Annotated in this window: 25 protein-coding genes; 14 read left to right on the forward strand and 11 right to left on the reverse strand. The window is 61.5% G+C overall.

What is annotated here, in order from left to right; translation table 11 throughout:
• The first annotated feature begins 5 nt into the window (after positions 1 to 5).
• The 5 genes from NKJ01_RS02515 (at position 6) to NKJ01_RS02535 (ending at position 5301) form a co-directional block, all read left to right on the forward strand.
• Positions 6 to 392 (forward strand): response regulator, encoded by a 387-nt coding sequence (locus NKJ01_RS02515; RefSeq protein ID WP_352725766.1) that lies wholly within the window; start codon positions 6 to 8, stop codon positions 390 to 392.
• A gap of 313 nt (positions 393 to 705) precedes the next feature.
• On the forward strand, positions 706 to 1098 hold the full coding sequence (locus NKJ01_RS02520; RefSeq protein WP_352725768.1) for a response regulator transcription factor: 393 nt from the start codon (positions 706 to 708) through the stop codon (positions 1096 to 1098).
• Positions 1098 to 2837, forward strand: a complete 1740-nt coding sequence (locus NKJ01_RS02525; RefSeq protein WP_352725769.1) for a YaiO family outer membrane beta-barrel protein — start codon at positions 1098 to 1100, stop codon at positions 2835 to 2837. The genes NKJ01_RS02520 and NKJ01_RS02525 overlap by 1 nt, the downstream gene beginning before the upstream one ends.
• A gap of 2 nt (positions 2838 to 2839) precedes the next feature.
• Complete coding sequence (locus tag NKJ01_RS02530; protein WP_352725771.1) at positions 2840 to 3877, forward strand: HEAT repeat domain-containing protein; 1038 nt, start codon at positions 2840 to 2842, stop codon at positions 3875 to 3877.
• Positions 3874 to 5301: a glycosyltransferase family 2 protein gene (locus NKJ01_RS02535; protein ID WP_352725773.1), complete on the forward strand. Its 1428-nt coding sequence runs from the start codon at positions 3874 to 3876 to the stop codon at positions 5299 to 5301. The genes NKJ01_RS02530 and NKJ01_RS02535 overlap by 4 nt, the downstream gene beginning before the upstream one ends.
• Positions 5302 to 5316: 15 nt before the next feature.
• Here NKJ01_RS02535 and NKJ01_RS02540 read toward each other — a convergent pair whose 3' ends face one another.
• The 11 genes from NKJ01_RS02540 to NKJ01_RS02590 all read right to left on the reverse strand — a co-directional run bounded on the left by NKJ01_RS02540 (position 5317) and on the right by NKJ01_RS02590 (position 16772).
• Positions 5317 to 5643: an Hpt domain-containing protein gene (locus NKJ01_RS02540; RefSeq protein WP_352725775.1), complete on the reverse strand. Its 327-nt coding sequence runs from the start codon at positions 5641 to 5643 to the stop codon at positions 5317 to 5319.
• Between the two features lie 63 nt (positions 5644 to 5706).
• Positions 5707 to 6705 (reverse strand): GGDEF domain-containing response regulator, encoded by a 999-nt coding sequence (locus NKJ01_RS02545; protein WP_352725777.1) that lies wholly within the window; start codon positions 6703 to 6705, stop codon positions 5707 to 5709.
• Positions 6702 to 7739 (reverse strand): chemotaxis response regulator protein-glutamate methylesterase, encoded by a 1038-nt coding sequence (locus NKJ01_RS02550; protein ID WP_352725779.1) that lies wholly within the window; start codon positions 7737 to 7739, stop codon positions 6702 to 6704. The genes NKJ01_RS02545 and NKJ01_RS02550 overlap by 4 nt, the downstream gene beginning before the upstream one ends.
• A 22-nt stretch (positions 7740 to 7761) precedes the next feature.
• A complete protein-coding gene (locus NKJ01_RS02555; protein ID WP_352725781.1) occupies positions 7762 to 10032 on the reverse strand; it encodes a hybrid sensor histidine kinase/response regulator in 2271 nt (756 codons plus the stop codon).
• Complete coding sequence (locus tag NKJ01_RS02560) at positions 10029 to 10730, reverse strand: chemotaxis protein CheW (RefSeq protein ID WP_352725783.1); 702 nt, start codon at positions 10728 to 10730, stop codon at positions 10029 to 10031. Before NKJ01_RS02560 ends, NKJ01_RS02555 begins: the two co-directional genes overlap by 4 nt.
• Positions 10730 to 11965 (reverse strand): CheR family methyltransferase, encoded by a 1236-nt coding sequence (locus NKJ01_RS02565; protein WP_352725785.1) that lies wholly within the window; start codon positions 11963 to 11965, stop codon positions 10730 to 10732. Before NKJ01_RS02565 ends, NKJ01_RS02560 begins: the two co-directional genes overlap by 1 nt.
• A 3-nt stretch (positions 11966 to 11968) precedes the next feature.
• Complete coding sequence (locus NKJ01_RS02570; protein ID WP_352725787.1) at positions 11969 to 12430, reverse strand: chemotaxis protein CheW; 462 nt, start codon at positions 12428 to 12430, stop codon at positions 11969 to 11971.
• Positions 12431 to 12453: 23 nt separating this feature from the next.
• A complete protein-coding gene (locus NKJ01_RS02575) occupies positions 12454 to 14091 on the reverse strand; it encodes a methyl-accepting chemotaxis protein (protein WP_352725789.1) in 1638 nt (545 codons plus the stop codon).
• Between the two features lie 578 nt (positions 14092 to 14669).
• Complete coding sequence (locus tag NKJ01_RS02580) at positions 14670 to 15041, reverse strand: transposase (protein WP_502905840.1); 372 nt, start codon at positions 15039 to 15041, stop codon at positions 14670 to 14672.
• Positions 15042 to 15553: 512 nt separating this feature from the next.
• Entirely contained in the window at positions 15554 to 16060 is a 507-nt protein-coding gene (locus NKJ01_RS02585) for a cupin domain-containing protein (RefSeq protein WP_352725792.1), read from the reverse strand.
• Positions 16061 to 16091: 31 nt separating this feature from the next.
• Positions 16092 to 16772: a peroxiredoxin-like family protein gene (locus NKJ01_RS02590; protein ID WP_352725794.1), complete on the reverse strand. Its 681-nt coding sequence runs from the start codon at positions 16770 to 16772 to the stop codon at positions 16092 to 16094.
• A 456-nt stretch (positions 16773 to 17228) separates the two neighbouring features.
• Here NKJ01_RS02590 and msuE point away from each other — a divergent pair, with 456 nt between their 5' ends.
• The 9 genes from msuE to NKJ01_RS02635 all read left to right on the forward strand — a co-directional run bounded on the left by msuE (position 17229) and on the right by NKJ01_RS02635 (position 25878).
• On the forward strand, positions 17229 to 17792 hold the full coding sequence (gene msuE / locus NKJ01_RS02595) for an FMN reductase (protein ID WP_352725796.1): 564 nt from the start codon (positions 17229 to 17231) through the stop codon (positions 17790 to 17792).
• A gap of 31 nt (positions 17793 to 17823) precedes the next feature.
• Positions 17824 to 18993, forward strand: coding sequence for an acyl-CoA dehydrogenase family protein (locus tag NKJ01_RS02600; RefSeq protein WP_352725798.1), 1170 nt, complete (start codon positions 17824 to 17826; stop codon positions 18991 to 18993).
• A gap of 22 nt (positions 18994 to 19015) precedes the next feature.
• Positions 19016 to 20134, forward strand: coding sequence for an LLM class flavin-dependent oxidoreductase (locus NKJ01_RS02605; RefSeq protein WP_352725800.1), 1119 nt, complete (start codon positions 19016 to 19018; stop codon positions 20132 to 20134).
• A 67-nt stretch (positions 20135 to 20201) separates the two neighbouring features.
• Positions 20202 to 21263 carry an ABC transporter substrate-binding protein gene (locus NKJ01_RS02610; protein WP_352725802.1) on the forward strand — a complete coding sequence of 354 codons (1062 nt, stop codon included), beginning with the start codon at positions 20202 to 20204 and terminating at the stop codon, positions 21261 to 21263.
• 12 nt (positions 21264 to 21275) lie between these two features.
• The gene (locus NKJ01_RS02615) at positions 21276 to 22295 is read left to right on the forward strand and encodes an ABC transporter permease (protein ID WP_352725804.1); all 1020 of its coding nucleotides are present in this window, start codon (positions 21276 to 21278) and stop codon (positions 22293 to 22295) included.
• Positions 22289 to 23086, forward strand: coding sequence for an ABC transporter ATP-binding protein (locus NKJ01_RS02620; RefSeq protein WP_352725806.1), 798 nt, complete (start codon positions 22289 to 22291; stop codon positions 23084 to 23086). The genes NKJ01_RS02615 and NKJ01_RS02620 overlap by 7 nt, the downstream gene beginning before the upstream one ends.
• A gap of 19 nt (positions 23087 to 23105) precedes the next feature.
• The gene (locus NKJ01_RS02625; RefSeq protein ID WP_352725808.1) at positions 23106 to 23651 is read left to right on the forward strand and encodes a YcnI family copper-binding membrane protein; all 546 of its coding nucleotides are present in this window, start codon (positions 23106 to 23108) and stop codon (positions 23649 to 23651) included.
• On the forward strand, positions 23648 to 25282 hold the full coding sequence (locus NKJ01_RS02630; RefSeq protein ID WP_352725810.1) for a copper resistance CopC/CopD family protein: 1635 nt from the start codon (positions 23648 to 23650) through the stop codon (positions 25280 to 25282). The genes NKJ01_RS02625 and NKJ01_RS02630 overlap by 4 nt, the downstream gene beginning before the upstream one ends.
• Before the next feature lie 293 nt (positions 25283 to 25575).
• Positions 25576 to 25878: a hypothetical protein gene (locus tag NKJ01_RS02635; protein ID WP_352725811.1), complete on the forward strand. Its 303-nt coding sequence runs from the start codon at positions 25576 to 25578 to the stop codon at positions 25876 to 25878.
• Positions 25879 to 25923: the final 45 nt, after the last annotated feature.

The raw sequence follows: 25923 nt of genomic DNA on the forward strand, positions 1-25923 counted from the left end.
CGATAATGCCGGCACGGATCCTATATGTGGACGACGAGGATGATATCCGCGAAATCGCCCAGATGTCGCTCGAGCTCGATCCGGAATTCGAGGTGCGGTCCTGCACTTCTGGCGTCGAGGCGCTGACCGATGCCGCCGATTGGCAGCCCGACCTCATCCTGCTCGACGTGATGATGCCGGATATGGACGGGCCGGAAACGCTGACGCGCCTGGCCGATTCGCCGCTGACGGCATCGATACCCGTGGCGTTCATCACGGCGCGTACGCAGACGCATCAGGTCGAGCGCTATCTCGCCATGGGAGCGGTCGCGGTCATCGCCAAACCCTTCGATCCGCTGGCGCTTGCAGGTGAAGTAAGGAAGCTGCTCCAGCGGCGCGATGGCACGACCTAGACGCGCCAGGGCAAGGCGACGGCAAGAAGCCTGTCGGCAAACGCTGATTGGCGTTTACGGCTCCCTATACCATGGGTCGATATTCATCTAGTGATTGTATCGAAATGCAACCGTCGCGAATCGGCTTCCTCTAGGATCGCGAACTCGACGACAGAGCCGCATCTCTACAGGTGTTGCACAGCAGCCGGCTTTGACGCCGTTGGCGGGCGCGGGGAAAGCCGCGCGGTATTTCCAGCATGGACCGCGTTGGCGGATGTCGGTTCATGGGTTGATCACTCCGGGGGGCTACGAGGCGTGAACCGGAGCGGAACTGGTGGATGGAGCGAAGGCAAGAGTTCTGATCTGCGATGATGATCCCTTGTTGCTCGAGCTGATGGAATTCAGGCTGAGGGCAAAGGGATACGAGGTCATCAAGGCGGTGGACGGGGCGGAAGCGCTCGCGAAGGCGGAGCACGAAGCCCCGGACATCATCGTGCTCGACGCGATGATGCCCAAGGCCGACGGCCTGGAGGTTCTTGCCCGCATCAAGAGCGATCCGGCTTTGTCCGAAACCCCGGTGGTCATGCTGACCGCCCGCAAGGGCGAAAGGGACATCGTCTCGGCCCTTGAAAAGGGAGCCGACGACTATCTGGTGAAGCCATTCATCCCCGAGGAACTTCTGGCCCGGCTCGCGCGTCTGATCTCGCGCAAGAGCGGGAAACGCTGATGAGGCGTGGCCGGCGCGCAGCCTTGACCGCATGCCTGGTTCTGGCGATCGCCGCGCCTCAGGGGGCTGCGCTGGCGCAGACGGGGGATGAGCTCTACGCGTCCGGCGTTAAGGCCAGGCAAGCGCAGCATTTTGACGAGGCGGCTTATCTTCTTCGGCGCGCGCTGGCGCTCAAGCCCGACAATGCCGACGCTCTGGTCCAACTCGGCTTCGCCGAGCTCGGCCGCGACAATCTGTCTGCGGCACGGGACGCCTTTTCCAAGGCGCTCTCGCTCGCCCCGACCTATCGAGACGCCAGCTTCGGCATGGCCGAGGTCGAGTTCCGCTCCGGCAACCTGGACGCAGCACTGCCGCTCGCCGAAACGGTCACGCAGGCCGACCCGAGCAATGCCGACGCCGCAGCACTTGTCGAGAACATCCGCAAGGCCAGCGAGGCGAAACGAGCTGCCGCAGCTGCGGCGGCGGCGAAGAAACCGCACCGCCTGCGACTCGACCGCGTCGCCGACCTGATGGAGCAGGGCAGGCGCCTGCGGACAGCGGGAAAGCTGCCCGAGGCGGAGAAGGCCTATCGCCGTGCGCTAAAGCTGGCGCCGAAGAACACCGACATCCTGATCGTCCTTGGTCTTGTCGTCGGCTCCAGCCAGCGCTTCGACGAGGCGGGGCATTTCTTCGACCGCGCGCTGGCCATAAAGCCCGGTCTTCTCGATGCGCGGCTGGGCAAGCTGCGCCTGGCGATCTGGCAGGGCGACATGACGCGCGCCCGCGTGGCTGTCGACGGCGTGCTTGCAACGGCGCCGGACAATGTCGAGGCGCTCGATCTCGATGGCAGGGTCGCCCTGCTCGAGGCCGATTACAGCCGCGCCGAGCAGTCGTTCCAGCGCGTGCTTGCGCTCGATCCGCGCAATGCCGAGGCGCTAGTGGGGATCGGCGATGTGCGCCGCGCCGAGGGTGACGACGGCGGCGCGCGTCAAGCCTACAGCCAAGCGCTCGCCATCGCGCCGGGCTCGGCCGACATCGAGCAAAGGCTTGCCGTCCGGCCGCCGCGCAAATGGCGGCTCGACCTCGGCAGCGAGGTGAGCGATCTCACCAATGGGATCGGTGACTGGACCGACAGTTCGGCTGGCCTTGCCTATCGGCTGTCGCCACGCGCGACCATTTCAGGCCGCACCCGGGTGGCGACCCGCTTCGGCCACACCGACGTTCAGATCGAGGGCCGCATCGACCAGGCCTTCTCGCCGGCGTTCTCCGCCTATGCCCTGGCCGCTGCGACGCCGGATGCCGATTTCCTGGCGCGCTATTCGGTCGGCGCCGGCGCGTCCTGGCAGGTCGTAGCGCCGGGACACGCGCTCGGCCCGCTTTTGCTCAACGTCGATGTCCGCTACGACAGTTTCGCGAATACCGGCGTCACCAGCGCTTCACCCTGGATCCAAGGCTATATCCTCGATGGCCGCCTGGGCCTCTCCGCCCGCTGGGTGCACGCGAGCGACGATATCGGTACGCGTGCAGACGGCTACGTGCTTCGCGCCGATCTTGCGGTGACACAGCGCTTCAACGTGTTCGGCGGCTACGCCGACGCCCCTGAAATCTCCGAAGGAACACTGGTGCCGACGCGCACCGTCTTCGGCGGCATTTCCTGGGACGTCAGCGACCCGCTGACTGTGCGCGCCAGCATCGCGCATGAGCAACGCCCGACATTCGACCGAAGCATATTCGGGCTCGGTCTGACTGCGCGGTTCTGACCATGTGGTACATCTGGGATCTGTCCATATTGCTCAGCGTTCTCTCCCTGGTAGTTATGCTGTTCCTGATCGCACGTCGCGTGCTGCAAGAGCGCGGGGGAAGGGCTGGGGCCGACCAGCGGCGCCAGCTTCTGACGGCGCTGATAGCCTTCACCGAAAACCGCGACCGCGAGGCGTTGAAAGCGGACATCCTTTCGGTGCCAGCGGGCGTGGCTATCAATGCCGGGTTCGAGTTCATTTCGCTTTTGCGCGGCGAGGAGCGTGACGACGTCCTTGCCGCTTTCAACGAGTGCGGCCTGCCGGTGCTTGTCGGAAGGCAGCTGGAAAAAGGCAATGGCGCCGAACGAATCCATGCGGCCGAGATGCTGGCGGCGCTCCGCTCGGAAGGTGCGGTGGCAAGCCTGCTTTTTGCGCTCGACCACGACCGTTCGCGCGAGGTAAGGATCGCCGTCGCCATCGCGCTCTGCGATGTCGACAGCCTGCCGCCGCTCGGCATTGCGCTGCGCAAGATCGGTGTGGCGGGGCAGCGTTCGCGGCGCCTGATCGAACTGTTCAGGCGCTTTCCGCCGGCGCGCCTGGACGAGCTGGCGGACCATGCCGTGCGCGCGGACGCCGTGCCCTTCATCCGGGCGGCCGCTATCGACGCGCTGGCCCGCGCCGGCGGCTTCAGCTTCGCCGACCTCTTTGCCCGCCTGGCCGGGGACGCCTCGGCCGAGGTTGCCGCCGCGGCGCTGCGGGCGCTTGGCCTCACCGGGCAGGTCGACGCGCCGGCGATCCTGGCGAGCGCGATGGCGAAAGCCGACTGGGAGGTGCGCAGCGCCGCCGCAGATGCCGCCGGCCGGCTGGGGCTCGCCGAACTTGCCCCGCCGCTGTCCAAGATGATGGACGACGAGGTGTGGAACGTGCGCTATGCCGCCGCCAATGCGCTGCGCTCCTTCGGCCCTCCGGGAGAGCGGCTGCTGCGCCAGATCGCCGACAGCGAGGTCTCGCGCAGCCAGCGCACCGCCTCCCTCATTCTCGCCGAGGGGCCAGCCCTATGATCGCCGACTGGAGCCACGAGGTCGTTCTTGCCGCCACCATCCTGTCCTGGTTCATCATCGGGGCGGGGTTGGCGCAGACCACGATCTACCTCCTGCAGCTCATCGTCGCCGGCTATGCGCTGTCCAAGCGCCCGCCGGTTGCCCGTTCGGCGCTGCTCTGGCACCGTTATGGCGACGTCGCGCCGCCGATCGCGCTCCTGGTGCCCGCCTATAACGAGGCGTTGAACGTGGTCGAGAGCGTTCATTCTATGCTCGCGCTTGAATATCCGAATTTCGAAGTGATCGTCATCAATGACGGCTCGAAGGACGAGACCTTGCTGCGCCTCATCGAGGCCTTCAAGCTGGTGAAATTCCACCGGCCATATGAGGAGGCGCTCGCGCACATGCCGATCCGGGGCCTCTATTCCTCGCCGATGACCGAGCGGCTGTTCGTCGTCGACAAGGAGAATGGCGGCAAGGCCGACGCCCAGAATGCCGGCATCAATGTCTGCCGCGCGCCGCTGTTCTGCGTGATCGATGGCGACTCCATCCTCGAGCCCGATGCGCTGATGCGCGCCGCCCAGCCTTTCATCGACGACCCCGAGCGCACCATCGCCGTCGGCGGCACGATCCGCATTGCCAACGGCTCGAAAATCGAGGCGGGCAGGGTGCGCGAGGTCCATCTGCCGCGGCGCCTGCTGCCGCTGCTCCAGGTGGTCGAATATCTGCGCGCCTTTTTGATGGCCAGGCTTGCCTGGAGCCGCATCAACACGCTGATGCTGGTCTCCGGCGCCTTCGGCATGTTTCGCCGCGCCGAGGTGGTGGCAGTGGGCGGCTTCACCAAGGGCTCGATGGGCGAGGACCTCGACCTCGTCATCAAGCTGCACCGCCACATGCGAGATAAAAAGCGCAAATACAGCATCCAGTTCATTCCCGAGCCGGTATGCTGGACCGAGGCGCCGGAAACGCTGAGTGTGCTTGCCAGGCAGCGCACGCGCTGGCAGCGCGGCTCGCTCGAATGCTTCTTCCGCTACCGCACCATGCTTTTCAATCCGCGCTATGGCCGCATTGGCTTCCTCGGCTTCGGCCACATATTGATTGTCGACGTGCTCGGGCCGGTGGCGGAGGTGCTGGGCTATATCCTGATCCCGGCTTTTTGGCTGCTTGGCATCCTTTCGGCGGAATATCTTTTGGCCTTCACCTCGCTTATCTTCACCTATGGCGTCTGTGTCAGCGTATGCTCCCTTATCCTCGAAGAGGCCGAGCTCCAGCGCTTCCCGCGCGCCCGCGACCTGGCGGTACTGACGGCGGTCGCCGTGATCGAAAATTTTGGCTATCGCCAACTCAACAATTTCTGGCGCGTGAAGGGGTGGTGGCAATTCTTGCGGGCAGACCAGAGCTGGGGCGAGATGACCAGGACCGGCCTGTCCGGCACCAAGAAATAAGCATGGCCGGACGCATCATTGCAGCGTCCGCTCGATCTCCGCAATTAGGGCATGGAGCGCGGCTTCGGGCGCCGCTTCATCCCTCTTATCGATCAGCAGCGTCTCCAGCGCGGACGCCCGCGCGCTGATCTCCCCAAACCCGAACGTACCCGCCGCCCCCGCCAGCGAATGGGCGATGCGGATCAGCGCGTCACGGGTGGCGAGGGCATCGCCTTGACGTGCAATGGCCTTCAGCTCCGTGAGCTGATCGGCGCATCGGACAAGGAAACGCTGCCGGAGAGGGGCGAAAGGATCGTTTGAAATGAGGGGCGTTCCTCCTGGATTTTTTCGGCGGGTATTCAATCAGAGAGCGGCTTGGTCGAAACGGACTGCTTGTCGCGCATGACCTCCGGGGCAACGGCCTTCTCATACACCATCAACCACGACGCGATCTCGTCCCTCCGATTTTGCACGGAATAGTGCCAGATCGGCGGCTTTGACGAGATCATTCGGGCTCTCGTTCTCATTGGGTACCGTTGTAGCGACGCCAACGCTGACGGTCACTCTGCCGGAATCGTGCGGAATGTTCAGATCTCGCACGTTTTGGACGAGCCGGGAGGCGATTGCGTTCGCGTGTTCCATTGAAGCGTCAACCAAGACGATCACAAACTCCTCGCCCCCATACCGTGCAGCCAGGTCGTTGGACCGGCCAGCGCCAGTTTGGATTGCGTGGGCAATTTGTTTGAGCACCTCGTCGCCAGCCATATGGCCATAGGCATCATTGTATCTTTTGAAGTTGTCAGCATCGATCATTAATACCGACAAAGGACCCTTAGTACGGAAAGCGCGCTTCCACTCGGCCGCGAGGTATTCATCAAAATATCGCCTATTACCGAGACCGGTTAGACCATCGATCCGTGTCAGACGCTCAAGCTCGAGATTTGCACTGATCAGCTGCCGCTGGCTTTCCCGCAGTGCCCGATAAGCTGCGTCTCTCTGCACATGATCAAGAAAGGCCCGGGTGTGGTATCGAATACGTGCAATCAGCTCAATCCGGTCCGGAAGTTTGACGAGATAATCATTGGCTCCCGCTGCAAAAGCTTCGCCCTTGGTGCTTGGATCTTCTTTGCTGGAAAGCACGATGACCGGCACAGCGTGCGTCGATGAATTCTTCCTGTATGCCCGTACCAGTTGTAGCCCATCCATGCCCGGCATGACGAGATCCTGCAGGATAACTGTCGGCTTGACCTCGTCCGCAACCGCCATCGCTTTCAACGGGTCGGTGCAGAAGTGGAAGGCGATATCTGGCTCGTTGCTGAGAGCGCGTCTGACGGCCTCGCACACCATGATTTGATCGTCGACCAGGAGAACCATCGATGAATAATTCTCCGGGAGCGGCGGAACCAGTTCCGGTTCTTGCGTCATGCGAAGGTGCCTTTCCACGTAGAACGATCGCAGGCCTCGATGACACGCGGGCCGATCAAGGCTAGAGGAAGAATGTCGCGGGCCGCGCCGATTGCGGCGGCGGCTTTCGGCATGCCGTAAACGGCACTGGTTGCTTTGTCCTGCGCAATCGTGAGATGCCCCTTTTCGCGGAGATGTCTCAGCCCGTGGGCACCATCCCTTCCCATTCCTGTGAGCAAAACACCGATCACCAAGCCCGGCCACCACTGCGCCGCGCTGTCAAAAAACACATCGACCGACGGTCGGTAGACATTGTCCTTTGGGCTGGATGTGTATCCGAGTTGCTGGGCTGATTTGAAAACCAGATGGTCCGTAGTGCTGGCAATGAGAACAGTGCCTGCTTGAGGGCTATCTCTTTCCCGCGCGGCACGGATCGGAAGAGTGGTATGCTGCCCCAGCCAATTGACCAAGCCTGGAACGAACTGGGCATCGAGGTGCTGGACGAGCACGATCGCGCCCACGAAGTCACTGGGGAATGCGCTCAGGACCGTGGCGACAGCAGCCGGTCCGCCCGCGGAGGCACCGATCGCAACCAGATGCCGGGGCGCCAATTTAGCTGCATCTGACATCCGGCTGTTCGACTTTGACGGCGCGTCACCGACCAGCTTACCCATTGTCGCTATCTTACTCGCCAGAAGCCGAGCGGATTGCGATGAAACTTTGCCGTCGATGCCAATCGACGGGATATCGACCGCGTCAAGCGCGCCGTAGCCCATCGCTTCATAGACACCGGGCACATTCGCTGCGATGCTGGCTGTTACCAGTAAGATCATGCACGGGGTCTCTGCCATGATCCTGCGTGTTGCCTCCACACCATCCATCTCTGGCATTGTTAGGTCCATAAGCACGAGATCCGGGAGATCTCGTCTGCAGGCTTCAACTGCTTCACGGCCGTTGGTCGCGGTCCAGGCGAGCTGATGTTCCGTGTTCGAAACAACCAGCCGGCGCAAAACCTCAACGGCCATCGGCATATCGTTGACGATGCCGATTCTCATCTGCTGGTCTCCACCTTCTGTCTCATGTGGTCGCCTCGCCGATCAGGTCTACCACGGCATGAATCAGCGCCTCGTCATGAAAACTACCTTTGGTCAAATAGTAGTCCGCACCGGCATCAAGACCGCGGGTGCGATCTTCCTCCCGATCTTTGTAAGAAACGATCATGATCGGCGTGTTTTTGAGTTGGGTATCCTTTCGGATCAAACCCACCAGTTCGATACCGTCCATGCGAGGCATGTCTACGTCAGTGACCACAAGGTCGAAGGGACCGCCAGATCGAACGGCGTTCCAACCATCCATACCATCGACGGCAACTTCGACATCGTAGCCATAGTTGCCAAGCAGCTTGCGCTCGAGCTCTCGGACCGTTAGCGAATCGTCGATAACAAGCACGCGCTTACGCCTCCGCGCTTCGGCGCTGGCTGCGGTGCGCCGCAGACTTCGTAGCCCGCCCGTTGAGGCAAGCTTCTCGACGGATCGAACCAAATCATCGACGTCGAGGATCAGTACCGGCGAACCATCTTCCATGAGCGCCGCAGCGCTGACATCCTTGATCTTGGCAAAACGAGGATCGAGGGGACGGATCACCAACTCACGTTCGCCGAGGAAACGATCAACAATCAGGCCATATGCTTCGCCCTGATTTCCATTGAGCACGACAACTGACAGATCGTCGCTATCCAACAGTGTGTCACTGCGGTTTAGGACTTCACGCGCTGTAACCAGTCCTATCTGTCGGCCGTTGAAGCGGAAATGCGGATGCCCCTGTAGGAGTTCGATGTTCGTGCGCTTCAACTTTATTGTCTTGGAAATCGCGGCGAGCGGGAACGCGTAGGGCTCTCCGTCGACGTCGACGAGCAGCGTGCGGAGTACCGACAAGGTCAGCGGCAGCTGCAATTGGAATCGCGTTCCGACGCCTAATTCCGACGAGACGCTGGCAACGCCCCGAACCTCCTTCGTCATTGCCTGCACTGCATCAAGCCCAACGCCACGGCCAGAAATCTCCGTAACGTCTGCTTTCATTGAAAAGCCTGGCAGGAACAGAAAAGCAAGTAGTTCTGACTCACTCAGCGTTGCAACGGTTTGCGCCGTTGCAAGCTGCCGCGCGAGGATAGTCTCGCGCAGTTTCTGTAGGTCGATCCCCCGTCCGTCGTCTGCAACGGTGATCTGCAGCAGGCCAGCATTGTGCCGTGCTTCCAGGCGTATTAGACCTTCTTCGGTTTTGCCGGTCGCGAGACGTTCCTGGGGCGATTCTAGCCCGTGGTCGAGAGCGTTGCGCAGGAGATGCCCCAAGGGTGCATCGAGCTGGTCAAGGATGTCACGGTCGATGCCGGTTGAGCCGCCGACGATCTCCAATCGCACTTTCTTGCCGAGCGTACGGCCGAGGTCACGAGCCATTCTCGCATAGTGCCGTACACCATCTTCAAAAGGGCGCATCCGGCTCGCCAATGTTTCGTCATATAATCGATTGGCAAGGTCGGTGGCCTTTCGGTCTACCGAATCCAATTCATCCAAACGCTCGGCCAGGAACATCTGACTCAGCCGAAGCTTTTGCTGCGCCTCAGCAAGCGCGTGGGCCAATCTCTCGTCTTCTGATGGCAACATCGACCGAACATCATCGAACGCTGCTGCGAGGTCTGACTGAAGTCGTTTCAGCCGGAGCAACCCGCTGGCGAATGGCCTGAGACGGCGGGACTCCATCAGGGACTCGCCGGCCAGCCCAAGCAATCGGTTTAAGCTATCTGCCGTAACCCGAACCATTCGGTCAGAACCGACGTTGCCCTCAGTCTGCGGTTCCGGCCGAAGGAGCAGGCCTGCCGAAGAACTGCTTGCCAGCACTTCGTCATTTGGTGCTGTGAAATCAGCCGCAAGATTGCCTTCCAAGGCAATGTCCTCGGCCAGCGGCACTTTCTTGAACGCCGCCAGGAAGTTGGCAACGTCAGAATTTGCGCTGCCCTCCTTCGAGGTTGGGTCCGACGCTACTAACTTAAGGACGTCGATTCCCTGCAGCAGCGTATCGATGTGCTCCCGACGCAGCCTGAGATGCCCTCGTTGCGCGGCAACCAGACATTCTTCCATTGCATGCGCCACCTCGACCGCTGGCGTCAACTCGATGATACGGGCAGCTCCTTTCAGGGAATGCGCAGCTCGCATGCAGCCTTCCAATGCGTCGGCAGCGACGGGATCGCGTTCGAGTGTCAGGAGACCGGAAACCAGAGCCTGCGACTGTGACTCCAGTTCGGCCCGGAAAAGATTCAGCATAGAGACCTGGCTGAAGTCCTCGTCGCTCATGCAATGCTCCGATCCAACATCGCGAGCAACTGAGCTCCGTCGAGACACCCGACTGTTCGCCCCTGCCATGGAAGCACCGCGACGGTGGCGGCCGAGACCGCCTTGCCGACTGTCGGCACAGCGAGAGTTTCATTTTCGCTGAAGCGATGTATCCCGTGGATTTCATCAACCATGAAAGCGACCCGCTTGTCGCGCTCGCCTACCACGACCAGGCGCCGAAAACTCTTGGCTTGTCTGCCGGGCTCGCCGTTCTGGACGTCGTCAATGCCAAGCAATTCAGCCAGGGACAGGCAAATAAGCAACTCGCCGCGGACGTTGGCGATGCCGAGCACTGCGCTGTTTCTGCGGTGTGGAAGCGAATGGATCGGGCGAGATTCAGCCACTTCGTGAAATATGGCAACTGGGAGTGCCAGCCATTCCTCGCCCAAACGAAACAGAATCGCTGTCCGAAGTGCATCGGCTTCGGCTGCCGAGCCGACGTCGCGGCCAGTATGTCTAGCCAGTTCGTCGCCATAGGCCGACGACACGGCGCGGTCTAATAGCCCTCGTGCAATCTTCTTGTAAGTGGGACAATTGCGGCAATGGAGATGCTGCTCCAGTTCGGGGCAGGACTTGTCACCCCGAATGCCGATTTGCCGCCAGCAGTCGTCGATTTCAATCTCCTCCACCGGGCCCGCGAACGTTGTCGAGGCTGACATCAGGTGCCGCTCCCTTTTCGGATTCGACCCAGCCGACCTGTCAGCGCCTCGGCGCCGTTGAGGTCACCTTGCTTTCGAAGGAGCAGAGCAAGATGGGTAAGGGCCTCTTGGTGGCTTGGCGCGAGATAGAGCGCCTTCCGATAGTTCTGGACCGCTTCAGGAGCAGCACCCTCTGCATCCTGAGCGAGACCCAGCAGGTAGAAAAGTTCCGCTGAAGGACCGAATTGCTTCAGATGCTCCCGAGCGACTTCCTGTGCCTCCTTAACCCGCCCCGCATTGGCAATCCGTTCGATCGTTTTGAGGCTCTCAGTGATTTGATCAAGCAACTGGGCCGTGGTTTGTAATTGCTCTTCTCTCCCCACCGGTGGAACAACCTTAGTCTTTGGCTTCGGAGCCGATGGGGTTCGTGTTGGACTGGAAAGTGGAATGGCCCGCGTCCCGGTCTGAACCCGGTTCGACTTAAGGAAGGCAAACGCCATTGGCCATTCAGCGGAAGCAAAGCCATGCAGCCTGGGAAGAGCCGATTCCGCCGGACCGACAAGCAGAAGTCCATCGCTGGTGAGGAGCCCTTTGAGGCAGACCAGCGCGCGATCCTGCAGCTCTCGGTCAAAATAGATCAGCAAATTGCGGCAGAGGAGAACGTCATAGCCCCCCGGCCCGAAGGACGACGCCTGAAAGTCGAACAGGTTTCCGGCTCTGAATCGAACCTGTTTCAACACCGCGGTGTTAGGCTGGAGCCCTCCTTCAACCGCTTCGAAATAGCGATCTTTGAATTCGAGGGAACTACCGCGAAAAGAATTTCGCCCGTAGACTTCGCGCTCCGCTATCGCGAGATTGCGGGTGCTGATGTCCACCGCATCGATTTTGAACTCTTGTGGGCCGAACCCAGCATCAAACATAGCCATGGCGACCGAATAGGGCTCTTCGCCTGTTGAACATGGCAGGCTTAAAATTTTTATGGGCTGGTTCGCGCGCTTGTGCACGCGTGCATATCGAGACAAGGCCGCGAACGCTTCCCGGTCGCGAAAGAACCAGGTCTCCGGGACCACGACTGCATTGATCAGTTCCTGGAGTTCCTGCGGTGAACCGTTCAAGATCTCCCAATAGGCTTCAGGCTCGGCTATCCGGCACGCAGTCATCCGCTCTCGAACCGCTTGACGGACGACCGTCGGGCCAACGCTGGCGCTGTCCAGCCCCATTGTCACCTTCAGAAGATTTTCAACCGAACCGGGCATCATTCACCCCGCGCAAACCTGGCAGAGTAGTGCGGCTCGGATCTCTTCTGAAAGCAGGACCTCGACGTTGACCCGCTGTGTGAGTCCTTCGTCGTCTGAGGCTACCGGACCGAGATACGGCGGAGTTGATGGCTCCAGTCCAAAGGGTACGAAGTCGGAAGGGTCTCGCTCGAACGTGTCGGTCACTCGCTCCGCGAGCAGAGCTAACAAGCGCTGCTCACCATCCTGCGTGGAATAGCACGTTACAACCGTTCGCGTGCTCAGCACCGGAACCGACGGACGGCCAAGCGCAAGAAGAGTGATATCGATCAGCGGGATGGGCGCGCCGTGATAGTCGATAAGGCCGACCACCCCAGTTGGCGCACCTGGCAGTGCTTTGACGGTAGTGTAGGGCAAGACTTCCTCAACTTGATGAACATCAAGCAGATAGCGATCATTTCCCATCTTGAAGGCGAGGAATAGCATTTTCACCTCCGGCTGGCAGTTCGCTATGCTCTCAGCTTGAACCTAGCAATGCTGTTTCGCAGCCCGCCCGAAACTTGATTGAGCTCATCAATCGCGAGCGTTGATTGTTGAAGCGATTCGACTGTTTGCTGAGCGGCGTCGCTTAGCTGTGTCAAGGTATCGCTGATCTGCCCTGCGCCGGCTGCCTGGGCTTGCATGCCCTCATTCGCAACTTCGAAGCGTGGCACCAGGCCTTGCACCTGCTGAATGATCTCGAAAAGTTGCCCGCCAACCTGCTGCACCTCCTGCATGCCGCGACGGACCTGCTCGGAAAACTTGTCCATCCCCATCACGCCAGCCGCGACGGCCGACTGGATATCCTTGACCATCTGCTCAATGTCGTACGTGGAAACGGCCGTCTGATCGGCAAGCCTTCGGATCTCGGTTGCAACCACTGCAAAACCCCGACCATATTGGCCCGCCTTCTCAGCTTCGATCGACGCATTGAGGGACAGGAGGTTTGTTTGATCGGCCACCTTGGTGATGGTCGTGACCACCTGATTGATGCCGCCGGCCTTCTCGCTCAAGATAGCCAGTTTGGAATTGATCGCGCTGGCGGCTTCCATGACCTGCTGCATGGTCGCTTCCATGCGAGTCAGTCCTGCCTGACCGCCGCCGGCGACCGCTGCCGTCTGTTCGGCGACCGCCGAGACCTCGTTCATTGTGCGGACGAGCTCGTTCGAGGTGGCGGAGATCTCCTTTGCCGTCGCACGGATTTCAGTGGTGGTCGCCGCGATTTCAGTTGCAGTCGCTTGTTGTTGCTTGGAGGTGGCGGCGATCCCGGTAATCGAAGTGTTGACCTGTATGCTGGATTTCTGAACTTGGCCGATAAGTATGGCGAGATCATCCGCCATTGCGTTAACCCCGTCGGCAAGCATGCTGAACTCGTCCCGGCGGTCAAGATTGAGCCGACCGCTGAAGTCGCCTTGCCGCATCAACTGGACGACGTCGACCAGGCGGTTAAGAGGCCCTGTTACGGCTCTGAACAGGAAATAGCCGCAGAGCAAGGCCAGACCGAGCGCTACGAGCAAACCAGCGCTCAAAGCCACTTCTGCCGTATTAACGATGGAACTGATCCGTTGTGTCGCGCTGTTTGCTTCGCCTCTGTGGTCCTCGACCATGGCTTGCAGAGCGGACTGCAATTTCAGAAAGATCGGCTCGACTGCGTCCTTAATGGCTGGGCGTTCGTTCGGAATTTCACCCTTCGACACGGCTGCCCGGCTTGCATCCAAAACGGCGGTTTCTGCCTGACCAAATTGATTGGCCAAGTCTTTGACGATTGCGTAGTTCTGCTTGTCGACATCAGAGGTGATGGTTCTTTCATAATCATCCATCAATTGCTGCACGTGCGCGCGATTGGTCGCGATCGTGCCTTCAAGCGCGCGTTTGTCTGTCGGGCTGTCTTGAAGAGCATATTCTTGAAGCAGGCTATGGGCCGTCATCTGACCCATCATGATCTCGGTGCTGTGATAGAGATCTGGCAGGATGCCCTTTTCGACCTCTGTCGCCTCCTGCTGCGTCTGAAGAAACCAGACGTACGCGATGATACCTATCACGCACATCACCACCAATATCGCAGCGAAGCTGATGAGTATGCGGTGACGTATTGTTAGGTTCATCATGGAATTGGTTCACCAATGGGGGCATTTTTGGCGCGAGCGGCTCGTCCCCACGTTTCGAAAAGATGCGTCGAAAAGCGTTAGTCTGATGCTGAATGGTTTCTTTTCCGTTCAACCCGCGCCACCCAGGCCGGCCGCCTCGTACGGCGTGGGCCATCGTTGCGCACTCGTCCCGGTCGAATTCACCCCGTGGTTGTAGTCGTGCGCATCGTCCTAATCGCAATTCGCGACCCTTCTCCAGTAGGTTGAAGGTCTGCAATCTTCGTTGCTGCCAGAAGCCGATCTTCCGCTTCCGGCCCCACTACGGTCATTCGATGCCTTGTCCCTAAGGGGCCGCTCATGGCGCAACTTGCCGGTTCCTATCGACGACAGGGAACGGCGGAGTTCCACCCTGAGCGGGCTTACGACCCCGGTACCAAGAGTCAGATTTTGACCACTAGTCGAAGCGCCAGGCGCCACCTTATGCTCACATGCGCGGGAGCAGGATACGCGAGAATCCGGCGGATGCAATCGAAGGTGACATCGTCAAGCACGGATGCCGTTTCCTCCGAGCTTCTCAGCAGGCGGCGGGCGCAAGTCATTCAGCCTATTGCCTCATGCGGCGTCCGGCTGAAATGATGTTTTTTTGTCAAGACGGCCCAGATAATCCGCGCAGCCTTGTTGGCGCTTGCGACCACGATCTTGTTGGTATGCATGCCGCGCTCGACGAGGCGTTCCATGAAGGCGGTGACGCCGTTTTCGCGTTTCTTGCGGTTATAGAAAGCAGATCTCATGCCGTGGATCATCAGAGTTCGCACGTAGGTGTTGCCACGCTTCGATATGCCCAGCAGCGTGGTCTTCCCTCCGGTTGATCTTTGCTTCGGAACAAGCCCAAGGAAGGCGGCGAGATCGCGGCCACTGCGGAAGTCGGTGACGTTGGCCACGGCGCTGAACAAGGCCGTGGCGACAATCACGCCGACGCCGGGGACAAATGTGTGTGGAGCGTCTCCGGGACCAGGCGGCGTAGAGGAAATTTCTTCTGAGCGCCGCTTCCGGAGAACCATTTACGGGCGACGCTGCAACAACAATGCGGTCAAATGTGCGCCGGCCAGGTCTGTGCGCTCCTTCACCACGGGATCGGCCGCAAACCCGTCCGCAAATTCGTGATCGCTCGCAAATCGCATCGGCCTCGACGACCTCCGATGATGGAAAGAGCCGCATCGACTGTTCGCCCCATGAGAATGCCGCGCCAAGGCCGGAGCCGGCATCGATGAGATCGAAAACTGACCCGAAGGTCGATTCGGTGCATGGTCGCCTCCGCAACCGGTTCCGCCAACGCGCGCGACCTCGACGGTCGATGCACGCTTCCGGCTATGGCCACCAGATGAGGTCTGCGATCCGGCATGATTAGGCCTTTTGCCCGCCGTATCTCGCCTGGCGTCAGCAGGCACGTCAGGTCAACTCATCAGCGTTGTAGCTCGGCAGTTCACCGGTGGATCGGATCTATCCACAGCACCTCCTCGGGTGCTTCCACAGGTTCGATGTCGAGATTGACGACCACCGGTTCCTGGCCCGACCTGACAAGAACGCATTCCAGCGTCTCGTCGCGGCTGGCATTGATCTCCTGATGCGGCACGTAGGGTGGCACGTAGATGAAGTCGCCGGGGCCAGCTTCCGCAACATATTCCAGGTTGTCGCCCCAGCGCATGCGCGCCTTGCCCTTGACGACGTAGATGATGCTTTCCAGGTCGCCATGGTGATGCGCGCCGGTCTTGGCGTTGGCGTGAATGGTCACCGTGCCAGCCCAGATCCTTTCGGCGCCCGCCCGTGCCTTGCTGATCGCCGCCGCCCGATTCATGCCGGGTGTCTGCGCGGTGTTGGGGTCGAGCGAATTTCCGGGGATGACTTTTACCCCATTCTCGCGCCAGTCGACCGGCGCGTGATCATGGTCGTGATCGTGATGATGGCCGTCGCGGCCGTGGTCCTTGGTCAAAGTCGCCTCTCTCTGTGCCGGTCGTATCTAGTCAAGCAGTAGCGATGCGCGCCGTGATGGCCTGGACGGCCGCGATGATATCGGCCGGTTCGGTGCGCACAAGCCAGTCTGGGCTGACATCGGCAAATCGCACCGTGCCCGATTGATCGATGACGATCGCAGCCGGCATCGGAAGCTCCCAGGTTCCCGTTCCGGTAACCTCGCCGATCGGGCTCCCGCTCTCCACCGAAAGGCGGCGCGAGGCTTCGTCGAATGAATAGAGGATGCCGAAGCGGCGTCCCAGTGAATTGCCCGCGTCGGTCGCGATCAGGAAATCCAGTTGATGGCGATCCTTGATGTCGCGCAGCTTTTCGGGAACTTGCGGGCTCACGCCGGCCAGCGTCGCACCCAGCCTGCGCAGTTCCAGAGCGAGATGCTGGCTGTAATAGGGAAGAGCAATGTTGCAGGCGGGGCAACCGGCAAAGCGGAAGAAGATCAGGACGAGCGGCCCGTTCTTCAGAAGCTCTGAGAGCGACAGCGGACCGGCATCCACCTCCGTCAATTCGAAAGGTTGAACGGTGTCGCCCGCTTTCACGAAGGCCGAGCGGTCGGCGGTATCGACGAGCAGGCGCCGCTGGTCGACATTGATCTTCAGCCGGTCGGCGGGCATCGTCAGCGCCCGCTTGGCCTGGAACTCCGCAAGGGTTTCGTTGAGCGATTGCGCTTGTGCCATCGGACTGCTCCGTCGATGAGAATTGGCCGCCGAGGCGGCACAGACGATGGCGAGACCATCGTGTTCACTCAGGATAAAGTTGAGAGTTCGCGGCGCGAGATAAAAAATTCCGCAGAAGATTTCGCCGCGCAACGAATTGTCTAATTCGAGCGGACAGATCGCGGCGTTTTGCCGAACCTTGATCGGCAGGCAACCGAAATCGGCAAGCCAAGGCACGCCGAACACTGCTCCGGTCCGGCACGCAGTGCGTGCCGAAAGCGGATGCCCGCAGTTCCATGAACGGCTCCGCACCAAGCATGATTTTCTAACGGACCGCGAACATTCGGAACGTCCCGGACTCCTTGTCTGCAAAATCGATAAATATTGTAGATATTGAGGCATCGACCGCTGATTGAATTGGCGCAACGCGCCACGATCTCGAAAAGTGCTGGAATTTCAACGCTGAAGGGAAGTTGCATGTCTGGTGCAAAATTGGTCGGCCTGGTCGGCAATTTCAGTCGCCCCTCCAAGTCCTATGCGCTGGTGGAGACGGTTGCCGGCCTTGCAGCCGAGCAATACGGCTTTCGCACGCAGCTCCACGACCTCACCGATATCGGTCCTTCTCTGGGCAATGCTCGTCATTCCAATGACCTCGATGCGGTTGCACGACAGGCAGTGCAGAACATCGTTTCGGCTGATGTGCTCGTGGTCGGATCGCCGACCTATAAGGGTAGCTACACCGGTCTGTTCAAGCATTTCTTCGATTTGGTCGATCCGATCGCCCTGCAAGGCAAGCCGGTGATCCTGACAGCGACGGGCGGCGGCGATCGCCATGCGCTGATTGTCGAGCATCAGCTGCGCCCGCTCTTCGGCTTCTTCATGGCGCATACGCTGCCGAGCGCAGTCTATGCCGCCGACCGCGATTTCGCCGACTATCGCCTTGTCTCCGAGCCCATCCGCCGCCGTGCCGAACAGGCCGTTGCGGAGCTTGGGGCATTCTTTTCCTCGATTTCGAATCATACGGCCATGGCTGCCGAATGAGACCCTCTTCTTTCACAGCGGGCATGCCAAAATGACGGTCACGCCGCTTCGTCCAAAGTCGAGCACGGCTACTCCCAGCGCTGTGGAGATTGCCGCTGAACTGGCAGGCGTCTTTGCCGAGACCGCCGGCGACTACGATGAAAGCGCTGCGTTTCCGCACGAAAACATATTCCGGTTGCATGATGCCGGCCTTATCGCCCTGACGGCGCCGGTTGAATTCGGCGGCGCGGGCGCCGGCCTCGCCGAAGCATCCGAAGTGATCCGCGAAATCGCGCGTGGCGAGCCGTCGACCGCGCTCATCCTGATCATGCAATACATCAACCTAGCAACGCTGCCCAAGAGCCGTTGGCCCGAACATCTCGTGCGCAAGGTGATCGGCGATGCCGTCGAAAACGGCGCCCTGATCAATGCGTTCCGCGTCGAGCCTGAACTTGGTACTCCGATACGTGGAGGGCTTCCGGCCACCACGGCGCGGCGTACGGCCGACGGCTGGTCGATCAGCGGTCGAAAAATCTATTCGACCGGCGCGGAGGGTCTCAGCTGGGCCATCGTCTGGGCGCGGACGGACGAAGCCGAGCCGCGCGTCGGCGGCTTTTTGGTTCCCGCCAATGCTCCTGGTCTACGGATCGAGAAGACCTGGAATCCGCTCGGTATGCGCGCCACCGGAAGCCACGACGCCGTGCTGGAAAATGTGCGGGTTCCGCTCGATCACGCCGCCGATATCCGACTTCCCTCCGAGTGGGACACGCGCGGCGAGGGACAGGCGGCTTGGTTCGGTACGCTGCCTGGCGCGCTCTATACGGGCGTCGCGGAAGCAGCGCGCGACTGGCTGGTGCGTTTTCTCAAGGAGCGCGTGCCGACCAATCTTGGCCAGGCGCTGGCGACCGTTCCTCGCATCCAGCAGGCGGTCGGCGAGATCGAGGAATTGATCGCTGTGAACCGCCGGCTGATTTCGTCGGCGGCGCGCGATGTCGACGAGGGCCGCCCTTTCACCTTGTCTGAAGCCGGCTTGATCAAGGTCGTCACCACGGAAAACGCGATCACCGCGGTGGAAAAAGCGCTGAAGCTCACCGGCAATCATGGCATCTCACGCCACAACCCGCTCGAGCGCCATCATCGCGATGTGCTGTGCGGCCGCATTCACAGCCCCCAGGAAGACACGGTCCGTCTCGGTGCTGGCCGTCTCGCCCTGGGCATTTGACAAACAATTGACGGAGGTTTTCATGCCAGTCGAATTCATCGGTTACATCGGAAATTTCAACGCCTCGGAGACGATCGCGCGCTCCGGCCCGATCGTTGACCGCAATCATATCGCGGCGGCTGCCGCCATTCATGAAAATGGCGGGTTCGACCGGGTGCTTCTCGCTTTCCATTCGACGTCGCCGGAAAGCATTCTGGTCGGCCAGTATGTGACCAGCCTCACGCGAAATCTGAAGCTGATGATCGCCCATCGGCCGGGATTTACCGCACCGACTCTGGCCGCGCGCCAACTGGCGACGCTCGACCACCTGAGCGACGGCCGGGTCTCTGTCCACATCATCACCGGCGGCAACGATCAGGAACTGGCGCAGGACGGCGACCACCTGACCAAGGACGAACGCTACGCCCGCACCAGCGAATATCTCGATATCGTGCGGCAGGAATGGACCAGCGAAAAACCGTTCGACCATGACGGCAAATACTACCACGTCACCGGTGGCTTCTCGGAGGTCAAGCCGCAGGGGTCGGATGGCATTCCAATCTATTTCGGCGGCTCGTCCGACGCGGCGATCGCGGTCGCCGGCAAGCATGCCGACATCTACGCGTTGTGGGGCGAGACCTACGCGCAGGTGTCGGAGACGATCCAGCGCATCCGCGTTGCGGCGGCTTCCCATGGCCGCTCGCCACGATTCAGCCTGTCGCTGCGTCCGATCCTTGCCGAGACCGAGGAGGAAGCGTGGGCGAAGGCCGACCGCATCCTACAGCAGGCCACGGCCCTGCGCGCGTCTGGCGAGCGCCTGATAAGCGTCAACGCGAAAAGCGGTTCTGGCCAGCCACCGAACGAAGGCTCGCGCCGGCTGCTGGCAGCAGCCGCGCAAGGCGCGCGGCTCGATAAGCGGCTTTGGACGGAAATCGCTGCTCTGACCGGCGCGGCCGGCAATTCGACCTCGCTGGTCGGCACGCCCGACCAGGTCGCCGACGCCATGCTCGACTACTACGGCCTCGGCGTCACCACCTTCCTGATCCGCGGCTTCGATCCGCTCGAAGACGCCCTCCACTACGGCCGCGATCTCATTCCCCGCGTGCGCGCCCTCGTCGCTGAACGGGACAATGCGGCGGCGCCTGCCCAGGCAGCGGAATAGTTCCCGGGCAAGGCCAACGGGCTACGCGCTCCCATCATCCAGCACGGCATCCTCAGGAGAAACGAACATGACCTGGAAGACTATCGCATCGGCACGCAATAACTCCTTTATCGGCGGATTTGATCGCCGCTCGTTCCTGAAGACGGCGGGAGCACTCGGGCTGGCGGCTCCGCTAGGCGCATTGTCGATCGGTAGCCTCGCAGCGCAGACCGCAGCACCGGCAGGCGAATTGAAAAAAATCAAATTCGCCACCAACGCCTCGGCGATCTGCCTCGCGCCGGTGTTCGTCGCACAGGAGCAGGGCATCTTCAAGAAATACGGGCTTGAGGTCGAGCTGGTCAATTTCGGCGCCTCGACCGAGGCGCTGCTCGAAGCCATCGCCACCGGCAAGGCGGATGGCGGTGTCGGCATGGCGCTGCGCTGGCTGAAGGCGCTGGAGCAGGGTTTCGACGTCAAGATCACGGCCGGCACCCATGGCGGCTGCTCGCGCCTCGTGGCGCTGAAGTCTGCCGGGATCACGCAACTCAGCCAGCTCAAGGGCAAGACGATCGGCATCTCCGATCTCGCCAGTCCCGGCAAGAACTTCTTCTCGATACTCCTCCACAAGGAAGGCCTCGATCCCGTCGCTGACGTCGAATGGCGGCAATATCCGGGCGAGCTGCTGCAGCTTGCCGCCGAGAAGGGTGAAATCCACGCCATCGCCGATGGTGACCCCAAGGCCTATTTCTGGCTGCAGGATCCCAAATACCTTCAGATCGCGTCCAATCTCGATCACGGCTTCGAGAACCGCGTCTGCTGCATCGTCGGCCTGACGGGCAGCCTCGTCCGCGACGAGCTGCCGACCGCATCGGCGCTGACCCGCGCGCTGCTGGAAGCGCAGGATCTGACCGTCGCCAAGCCAGAGATCGCCGCCAAGGCGTTCCTGCCCAACGCGCCGAAGGACAAGACCGTCGAGGAACTGGTCGGCGTGCTGCTCGACCAGACCCACGGCCACAACCCGACGGGGGCCGACCTCAGGCAGGAAATCGCGCTCTATGCGCAGGAGCTGCGTGACGTGCAGGTGTTCAAGAACTCGACCGATCCGCAGGAATTCGCTGAGCGCGTCTATGCCGACGTGCTGACGGCATAAGGGGGCTGGACGATGACCTCGATTGATCCGGCGCTGTCGGAGCGCGCCGAAACGTCCGCCCAGGAAAATGCTCCCGCGCGAACCTGGGCGGGCATATGGGTGTTCGGGCTGGCAGCAGCGGCCAGCTGGATCAGCGTAGCCGCGCTGATCGAGCTGTGGCCGGAGATCATCCCCCAGCCCTACGGCCGGGAACTGGCAGTCATCGCCCTGGTGATCGCGCTCGGATTGATCGTGGTCGCCTCGACGGGACGGCTTTTCGGAGCCGTAGCGACCACCATTCGCTACTACGGGCCGTGGGCGATTGCCGCCGCGCTCGTCGTCGCAGGCTGGGAGGTGGTGACAGCGAAGACCGGCCTTTTGCCCGTGCCCTTCTTCTCGTCGCCGCAGAGCATTCTGGAAGTGTTCTTCGACGACTGGGGCAGACTCGGCATCAGCGTCTATTATTCAGTTGCGCTACTCGCCAAGGGCTACTTCTTCGGTGCTCTCGCCGGCTTCGTCACCGGGGTCACCATCGGCTGGTCGCGAGCGGCGAGCTATTGGGTTCATCCGCTGCTGCGCCTGGTCGGGCCGCTGCCCGCCACGGCCTGGCTGCCGCTCGCCTTCTTCATCTTTCCCAGCAGCGGATCGGCAAGTGTGTTCCTGATAGCGCTTGCGACCGCCTTCCCAGTGACCATTCTCACCTGGTCGGGCATCGCCAGTGTCAACCGGGACTATTACGACATCGCCCGCACGCTTGGCGCAAAGCCATCCTTCCTGATCCTGAAAGTGGCGATACCGGCAGCACTCCCGCATGTTTTCGTCGGACTTTTCATGGGTCTCGGCACCTCCTTCGCGGTGCTCGTCGTCGCCGAAATGCTCGGCGTCAAGGCCGGCCTCGGCTGGTATCTGCAATGGGCGCAAGGATGGGCGGCCTATGCCAACATGTATGCGGCACTTCTCGTGATGGCGCTGATGTGCTCGAGCCTGATCACTATTCTCTTCAGGGTGCGTGACTGGACGCTGTCCTGGCAGAAGGGTCTGGTCAGATGGTAGCTCTTGCAACGAACCCGGCAGCGGCATCCACCGCTGCCGGCCAGAAGATCGACATCAGACACGTCTTCCATCAATTCGAACTCGAGGGTGAGCCGCTTCCGGTGCTCGACGGCATCGATTTCTCGGTCGAGCCGGGATCGTTCGTCGCGCTGCTCGGCCCCTCGGGATGCGGGAAGTCGACGCTGCTTCGACTGCTCGCCGGTCTTGATCATCCGACCAAAGGCGACTTGAAGGTCGATGGTGAAAATGTCGGCGAGCCCGATCCCTCGCGCATCATGGTCTTTCAGGACCCGACGCTGTTTCCTTGGCGAACGGTGTGGGACAATGTGGCGCTGGGCCTCGAAGCCAGGGGAATCCTGAAAAAATCGCGCCAGCGCGTCGACGACGCGATCCAGCTTGTCGGGCTCGACGGTTTCGACAAGGCCTATCCGCATCAGCTCTCAGGCGGCATGGCGCAGCGCGTGGCGCTGGCCCGCGCGCTTGTGAACGAGCCGCGCCTGCTGCTGCTCGACGAGCCGCTCGGCAAGCTCGACTCGCTGACGCGGCTGACCATGCAGACCGAACTCGTCGGCCTGTGGCAGCGCGCGGGACTGACCGCCGTCCTCGTCACCCACGATGTCGAGGAAGCGCTGTTCCTGACGCAACGCGTGCTGATCTTCGGCCCGCGGCCGGCGCGCATCGTCGCCGACATCGAGGTCGATCTTCCTTATCCACGCCACCGCGGCGATCCGCGCCTGGCAGAGCTTAGGCGCGAGGCGCTCGGCCATCTCGGCCTTGCCGCTACGTGGTAAACCGATCGGAATCCTTCAAATGAAAATCCTCAACTACGGCCTGCGCGCTACCCTCGCTGTGGCGGCGTTTGCGGTATCGCTTCCCGCCCATGCCCATATCACTTTCGAGAACAAGGAGGTGAAGGCGGGCACTACGGTCAAGTTGGTACTTCGGGTGCCGCATGGCTGCGCTGATTCTCCGACCACGGCGGTCAGGATCGCGCTGCCGGAGGAATTGACGGAGGCCAAGCCGCAGCCAAAGCCCGGCTGGAAGCTCGACATCACAAGGGTCGAAGCCCAGGGCGACGGCTCCGGCGAAACCGGGCACGACGCTCATGGCGGGCATGACGACACCGTCATCAAGCAGATCGCCTGGTCGGGCGGAAAACTCGAAGACGCCCATTATGACGAGTTCGTCTTCCGCGCGAAGGTGGCGGAAGACATCGCCGTGGCGGCGATCTTTGTTCCGATCGTCCAGGAATGCGAGTCTGGCGTGCAGCGCTGGATCGAGATCCCGCCGGCCGGCGCCTCATCCGACGATCTCAAATTCCCGGCTCCGTCGATAAAGATACGCGCCGGGTCGTGATCCGGCTTCGTGTCCTGCTGTTGCGGCTGGCGGCGGCGATCTTGCCCGCCGTTTTCATGTCGGGCCTTTGCACGGGATCGGCTTTTGCCCACGCGACGCTGATCGCCGCCGAGCCGGCCGATGGGGCGATCGTGGCGATCGCGCCGCGAACCGTCACCTTGCGGTTCTCCGAACCGGCCCGGCCGCTGGTGGCGCGGCTGATCCATCCGGGCGGGCGCACCGAAATCCTCAAGGAGATCGGTGAAAAAGGTTCGGTGATCGTGCTGACCTTGCCGTCCGGCCTGGAAAACGGCACGCATGTCCTTTCCTGGCGAGTCGCCTCGTCCGACGGCCATCCGATCGGCGGCGGCCTGGTATTCTCGGTCGGCGCCCCGAGCGCGGTCGCACCGGCGACGATCGAGCAATCCGATCTTTCCGTCCGGATCGGGCTCTGGTCGGCGCGCTTCCTGCTGCTCGTCGGCCTGATCGTCGGTGTCGGCGGCGTGGCATTCAACGCCTTGATTGGCCGTTCCAACCCGGCGCCGGGAGCCCGCATCGTGACGAGCGCCCTGGTCGCGGGCCTGATTGCTGCGCCGTTGCTGGTCGGCTTCCAGGGGCTCGATGCGCTGGGCGCGCCGTTTTCCGATGTGGCGACGGCCGATGTCTGGGAGGCCGGATTGTGGGCGACGAGCTATGGCCGTTCGACGCTGCTGGCGGCAACGGCGATCTGCATCGCCTACGCGGCCGGGCAGGCCGGCTACCGGTCCCGTCTTGGACTCTCGCTCGCCGCCGCAGCGACGCTTCTGGTCGGTGTGGCGGTCGCTTCTGCCGGCCACGCCTCGACCGCGCCGCCGCGATATCTCACGGTGCCGGCAGTGTTTCTCCATGCCATAACGGTCGTGCTATGGATCGGCGCCCTGATTCCGCTCGGAGCGGTGCTTGTCCGCGGCGGCGCAGCGTTGCCGATCATCCTGCAGCAGTTCTCCCGTATCATTCCGGCGATCGTGGCGGTTTTGGCGGCGTCCGGCCTGCTGTTGGCGATCGTGCAGGTGCAGACCGTCCCGGCGCTCTGGGATACCGACTATGGCCGTGTGCTCTTGGCCAAGCTCGCATTGGTCGTCGCGCTGCTCCTGCTAGCGGCGCTCAACCGCTTTTACTTGACCGCTCCCGCAGTCGCTGGCGACGCAAGCGCGACGCGGCGTCTGAGGCGCAGCGTTGGTGCTGAAATCGTCCTTGCGACCGCCATCATCGCCGTGCTCGGCCTGTGGCGTTTCACACCGCTTCCGCGCGCGATCGCGGCAAACCCTGGTTTGTTCGAAGTACAGGAAGTCCGTGCGCGGAAGGAGAGTGTCAGCGCTGCCCTGTCGATCCATCCGCCGATCGTCGGCCCGGTCAGGGTAGAGGTCGGCAATTTGCTTCTCAATGGAAAGCCGTTTGAGCCGATCAGCGTCAGCGTCGATCTCGACAAGCCGTCCTACGGCATCGGCCCGTTCACGCGGGAAGCGCGCCGGGCCGGCGATGGAATCTATCATGCGGATGGCTTCGTGCTGCCGCTGGATGGCTTCTGGATCGTTCGCGTCACGGTCCTCGTATCGGATTTTCGTTCGGTCACGCTCATGGAGGTCTTCGACGTCCGTAAAGTATCGCGATAAGCTTGGCAGCCGATTTCCACCCCCCAGACAACATGCCCGGCATGGGCCGAAAAGGAGAATTCGACTCTCCAATCGGGGAAAAGTTCAGCACGCTGTGCCTAGTCTACTAAATTAGTAGAAATTACTCTGACGGACATCCTTGAGACGAACGACCGTCGTCTCCGGTTCACAGCCAGGGAGTCCGTCATGTCCCAAAAACGTCAAGCTGAAACTCGGCTTCATGCTCCACGGCGTCGGCATTGGAAGGGGCGACTGGCGCCATCCGGATGCCGACCCGGCTGCGAGCACGAGCTTTGAATACTACAAGAAGCAGGCGCAACTCGCCGAGGCGGCGAAGTTCGATTTCCTCTTCGTCGCCGGAACAGGTCGTCGACGCGTTCCAGCGCTGGCTGGAGCAACGCGGCTCCGACGGCTTCGTGGTCAACGTGTCGCTGCCGAGGGAGCTCGAAGTCTTCGCCGAGACCGTCGTTCCGATCCTGCAAAAGCGCGGCATCTACCGCACCGAATACGAAAACGAGACGTTCCGCGGCAATCTCGGCATTACCGTTCCACCCAACCGCTACGCCAGGAACACCGCCGCCGTGGCGGCCGAGTGAACTTACTCATTCCCGAACAAGTCCCTCCCACAAATTGAAAGTGAA

Source organism: Mesorhizobium sp. M0276 (assembly GCF_040321755.1).
Lineage (GTDB): Bacteria > Pseudomonadota > Alphaproteobacteria > Rhizobiales > Rhizobiaceae > Mesorhizobium.

Coding starts and splice junctions, on each gene's coding strand:
- NKJ01_RS02515 (WP_352725766.1), top strand. CDS start 6: ATGCCGGCACGGATCCTATATGTGGACGACGAGGATGATATCCGCGAA.
- NKJ01_RS02525 (WP_352725769.1), top strand. CDS start 1,098: ATGAGGCGTGGCCGGCGCGCAGCCTTGACCGCATGCCTGGTTCTGGCG.
- NKJ01_RS02530 (WP_352725771.1), top strand. CDS start 2,840: ATGTGGTACATCTGGGATCTGTCCATATTGCTCAGCGTTCTCTCCCTG.
- NKJ01_RS02535 (WP_352725773.1), top strand. CDS start 3,874: ATGATCGCCGACTGGAGCCACGAGGTCGTTCTTGCCGCCACCATCCTG.
- NKJ01_RS02545 (WP_352725777.1), bottom strand. CDS start 6,705: ATGACGCAAGAACCGGAACTGGTTCCGCCGCTCCCGGAGAATTATTCA.
- NKJ01_RS02550 (WP_352725779.1), bottom strand. CDS start 7,739: ATGAGAATCGGCATCGTCAACGATATGCCGATGGCCGTTGAGGTTTTG.
- NKJ01_RS02555 (WP_352725781.1), bottom strand. CDS start 10,032: ATGAGCGACGAGGACTTCAGCCAGGTCTCTATGCTGAATCTTTTCCGG.
- NKJ01_RS02560 (WP_352725783.1), bottom strand. CDS start 10,730: ATGTCAGCCTCGACAACGTTCGCGGGCCCGGTGGAGGAGATTGAAATC.
- NKJ01_RS02565 (WP_352725785.1), bottom strand. CDS start 11,965: ATGCCCGGTTCGGTTGAAAATCTTCTGAAGGTGACAATGGGGCTGGAC.
- NKJ01_RS02570 (WP_352725787.1), bottom strand. CDS start 12,430: ATGCTATTCCTCGCCTTCAAGATGGGAAATGATCGCTATCTGCTTGAT.
- NKJ01_RS02575 (WP_352725789.1), bottom strand. CDS start 14,091: ATGATGAACCTAACAATACGTCACCGCATACTCATCAGCTTCGCTGCG.
- NKJ01_RS02590 (WP_352725794.1), bottom strand. CDS start 16,772: ATGGCACAAGCGCAATCGCTCAACGAAACCCTTGCGGAGTTCCAGGCC.
- msuE (WP_352725796.1), top strand. CDS start 17,229: ATGTCTGGTGCAAAATTGGTCGGCCTGGTCGGCAATTTCAGTCGCCCC.
- NKJ01_RS02600 (WP_352725798.1), top strand. CDS start 17,824: ATGACGGTCACGCCGCTTCGTCCAAAGTCGAGCACGGCTACTCCCAGC.
- NKJ01_RS02605 (WP_352725800.1), top strand. CDS start 19,016: ATGCCAGTCGAATTCATCGGTTACATCGGAAATTTCAACGCCTCGGAG.
- NKJ01_RS02610 (WP_352725802.1), top strand. CDS start 20,202: ATGACCTGGAAGACTATCGCATCGGCACGCAATAACTCCTTTATCGGC.
- NKJ01_RS02615 (WP_352725804.1), top strand. CDS start 21,276: ATGACCTCGATTGATCCGGCGCTGTCGGAGCGCGCCGAAACGTCCGCC.
- NKJ01_RS02620 (WP_352725806.1), top strand. CDS start 22,289: ATGGTAGCTCTTGCAACGAACCCGGCAGCGGCATCCACCGCTGCCGGC.
- NKJ01_RS02625 (WP_352725808.1), top strand. CDS start 23,106: ATGAAAATCCTCAACTACGGCCTGCGCGCTACCCTCGCTGTGGCGGCG.